We start from the raw sequence: 3313 nt of genomic DNA, 5'->3' as shown, positions 1-3313 counted from the left end.
GTCTTCGACCCGTCCGCCACGGCCCCCGCGTCCGTGCCGGGCGGTCCGGAGGGCGCACCGCCGCGCCGCACCGGCGCCGACCGCGCGCTCGGCGCGCTCACCGGCCGGTACGTGCTGATCGCGATCGCCGCCGTCGCGGCCGTGATCCTCGGCTGGGCCGTGTGGTGGCAGACCTCCGGCCAGTACGACCACGTTCCCGACCGGATCGTCGGGATGCGGCTCACCGACGCCAAGTCCAAGCTGCGCGGCGCCGGCCTGAACATCCGCGTCGGCGAGGCGTCCTACAGCGACCGCGCGCCCAAGGGCACGGTCGCGGCGTCCGACCCGCCGGGCGGCGCCCGGGTCTCCAAGGGCCAGACCGTGACGCTCACGCCGTCCCTGGGCAAGACGCCGCGCGCCGTCCCGGACGTCGCGGGCGGCTCCCTGGACGACGCCAAGGGCAAGTTGAAGGACGCGGGGTTCACCATCGGCGACGTCCGCCGGCAGAGCTCGCAGAGCGTCGCCAAGGACAAGGTCATGCGCACCGACCCGCCGGCCGGCCGCAAGGTCTCCCCGGACGAGGGCCCGGTCGACATCGTCGTCAGCAGCGGCATGACCATGCCGAACGTCGTCGGGCGCAACACCGACGAGGCCGTCAACACGCTGCGCTCGATGGGCCTGAAGGTGGACACCAAGAAGCGCAAGGACAAGGACAGGCCCGCCGACACCGTCCTGGAGCAGCAGCCGGACGCGGGCACCGGCCTGTCGCGCGGCGACAGGGTCACGCTCGTCGTCAACCAGCGGGACTGCCTGGTCGACCTGGGCGGCTGGCACTTCGGCTGCGACAACAACGGCGGCCAGGGCGGCCAGGACGAGCAGCTTCCCGTCCCGAGCGTGACGGGCCAGTCGGTCGACGACGCGACCAGCGCCCTGGAGGACGCCGGCTTCAAGGTCAAGGTGCAGGGCTTCGGCGGCGACGTCGTCCGCGCCCAGTGGCCCACGGGCGGCGCCCAGGCCGCCCGCGACTCGACCGTCACCATCGTCAGGGGCCCGTAGAACCCCGGCTAGGCTGGACGGCCTATGACCGTTGAGAAGAGCCCCGTCGGGGGGCACGTGCCGGTGGCCGGGGGCCTGGCCACCGGGGGCCTGAAGTACGCGGCGAAGATCGGCGCCGAGGTGATCCAGGTGTTCACCTCCAACCCGCGCGGCTGGGCGCTGCCCGAGGGCGACCCGAAGCAGGACGCGCTGCTGCGCGAGCGGGACGACGTCCCCGTCTACGTGCACTCGCCGTACCTGGTCAACTTCGGCTCCCCCAGCGCCGAGACGCTGGAGAAGTCGCTGGCGACGGTCCGGCACTCGCTGCGGCGCGGCCACGCCATCGGCGCCCGCGGCGTCGTCGTGCACACCGGCTCGGCCGTCAGCCAGACCTACGACGCGGCGATGGCGCAGATCCACGAGCACGTCCTGCCGCTGCTGGAGGAGATCCCCGAGGACGGCCCGCACCTGCTCCTGGAGCCGATGGCGGGCCAGGGCGCGATGCTCTGCGCCAAGGTCCAGGACCTCGGCCCCTACTTCGACGCGCTGGAGCGCCACCCGAAGCTCGGCGTCTGCTTCGACACCTGCCACGCCTTCGCCGCGGGCCACGACCTGGCGTCGCCCGGCGGCGTCAAGGAGACCCTGGACGCGCTGGTCGCGACCGTCGGCGAGAACCGGCTGCGGCTCGTCCACGCCAACGACTCCAAGGACGTCTGCGGCTCCAAGAAGGACCGCCACGAGAACATCGGCAAGGGCCACATCGGCGAGGCCGCGTTCGGCGAGCTCTTCCGGCACCCGGCCATGGCCGGCGTCCCCCTGGTCATCGAGACCCCGGGCCGCGAGGCCGCGCCGCACGCCGAGGACGTCGCCACCCTCAAGCGCCTCCGCGACAACTGACCCCGCGCGAAGCCCCGACTCCCAAGGCCGGGTGAGGGGCGGCGGCGCGGACGGCCGACGCGACCGTGCCCGGGTCCCTGTGCAGGGACCCGGGCACGGTCGTATGGGGCAGACCCGTGAAGGGGCGGGCATGAGCTCGGGCGCCGCTGAACAACCCCCCGACTGTCCAGCGGCGCCCGAGCGGTAAGCCAGTGGATCCCACCCCCCCGGTACGGGATCCTCTGGCGTGATCCGGCGTTCGACTGGCGTCCGCCGGATCTCCAAGGTTGCCTTTTGGTCATCTCGGGGAGCGTCGTCGCTTCCCGGTGACACAGAGAACACTAGAGGCGGGAGGTCACCAGGTGGGTGTGGTGGACACCGGGATTCGGTAAACGGTGTGTAGCCAGAGTTATACGTAGCGTAGTTTCACGACGAGCGGTCGGTTCCGCACGACGAACGGTCGGGCCGTAGCCTCTTCCATACCTTCTTCGTCGAGGACGCCCCCGCGACCGGCCGGTTCAGTGCACGACGACCTCCTCCGGCAGGTGCATCCGCGCCAGCGCGCGGTCCGCGCGGGCCGGCACCGAGCGCCGGGACGCCAGCGACACGCCGACCATCACCGCGAGCGCCGCCGGGGCCAGGACCAGCGCGGGCTGCGCCAGGATCGCCTCCGCCCAGCCGTGCCGGGGGCCGAGGAACAGGCCCGCCCCGCAGGCCGCGACGGCCAGGCCGCCGCCGAAGACCAGCCCGGCGCCCGCGCCGAGCGGCGTGAGCCGCCGCCACCACAGGCCGAGCAGCAGCAGCGGGCACAGCGAGCAGGCCGACACCGTGAGCGCGAGCGTGACCAGTCCCGCCGCGTTCTGCGTCCCGACCGTCGCGGCCACGCACAGCGGGACGACGAGGGAGACCACCGCTCCCACCCGGAAGCCGCCCGTCCCGCCGCGCAGGACGCACTGCGCGAGGGTGCCCGCCATCGCCACCACGATCCCGCAGGTGGTGGAGATGAACGCGGCGAACGCGCCCGCCGCGACCAGCCCGACCAGCAGCGACCCCGGCAGGCCCGGCGCCAGCCTGCGCGGCAGGGTGAGGATCGTGGCGTCGGTGTCCCCGGTCATCAGCAGCTCGGGCGTGTAGAGGCGGCCGAGCGTCCCGTACAGGGCCGGGAACAGGTAGAACACCGACAGCAGGGCGGGGACCATCGCGGCCGTCCGGCGGGCGGCGCGCCCGCAGGTGTTGGTGTAGAACCGCATCAGGATGTGCGGCAGGCCCATCGTGCCGAGCAGCACCGCCAGCAGCGCCGAGTAGGTGGTGTAGAGGGCGTGGTCCCGGCCGCGCGCGGACGGCATCGTCCACGGGCCGCCGTCGCGGGCGGGCAGCCGGTCCGCGTGCGGGACGGCCGCGCCGCGCGGGAACAGCAGCTCGG

Annotated in this window: 3 protein-coding genes; 2 read left to right on the top strand and 1 reads right to left on the bottom strand. The window is 73.6% G+C overall.

Going from position 1 to position 3313, the window contains the following annotated elements:
• Together DZF91_RS26210 and DZF91_RS26205 are read left to right on the top strand one after the other, a co-directional pair.
• Positions 1–1035 (top strand): Stk1 family PASTA domain-containing Ser/Thr kinase (locus DZF91_RS26210; protein ID WP_117359855.1); only part of this gene is annotated, 1035 nt, incomplete at its 5' end.
• Positions 1036–1059: 24 nt separating this feature from the next.
• Positions 1060–1911 carry a deoxyribonuclease IV gene (locus DZF91_RS26205; RefSeq protein WP_117359854.1) on the top strand — a complete coding sequence of 284 codons (852 nt, stop codon included), beginning with the start codon at positions 1060–1062 and terminating at the stop codon, positions 1909–1911.
• A 497-nt stretch (positions 1912–2408) separates the two neighbouring features.
• Here the strand turns inward: DZF91_RS26205 and DZF91_RS26200 are convergent.
• The coding region (locus tag DZF91_RS26200) for a sodium:solute symporter family transporter (protein ID WP_407920941.1) at positions 2409–3313 on the bottom strand (905 nt) is incomplete at its 5' end.

It is taken from the genome of Actinomadura logoneensis, from assembly GCF_003428695.1.
GTDB classification, from domain to species: domain Bacteria; phylum Actinomycetota; class Actinomycetes; order Streptosporangiales; family Streptosporangiaceae; genus Spirillospora; species Spirillospora logoneensis.
Note: the sequence above shows the minus strand (reverse complement) of the source record. Positions and strands in the feature narration are given on the sequence as shown.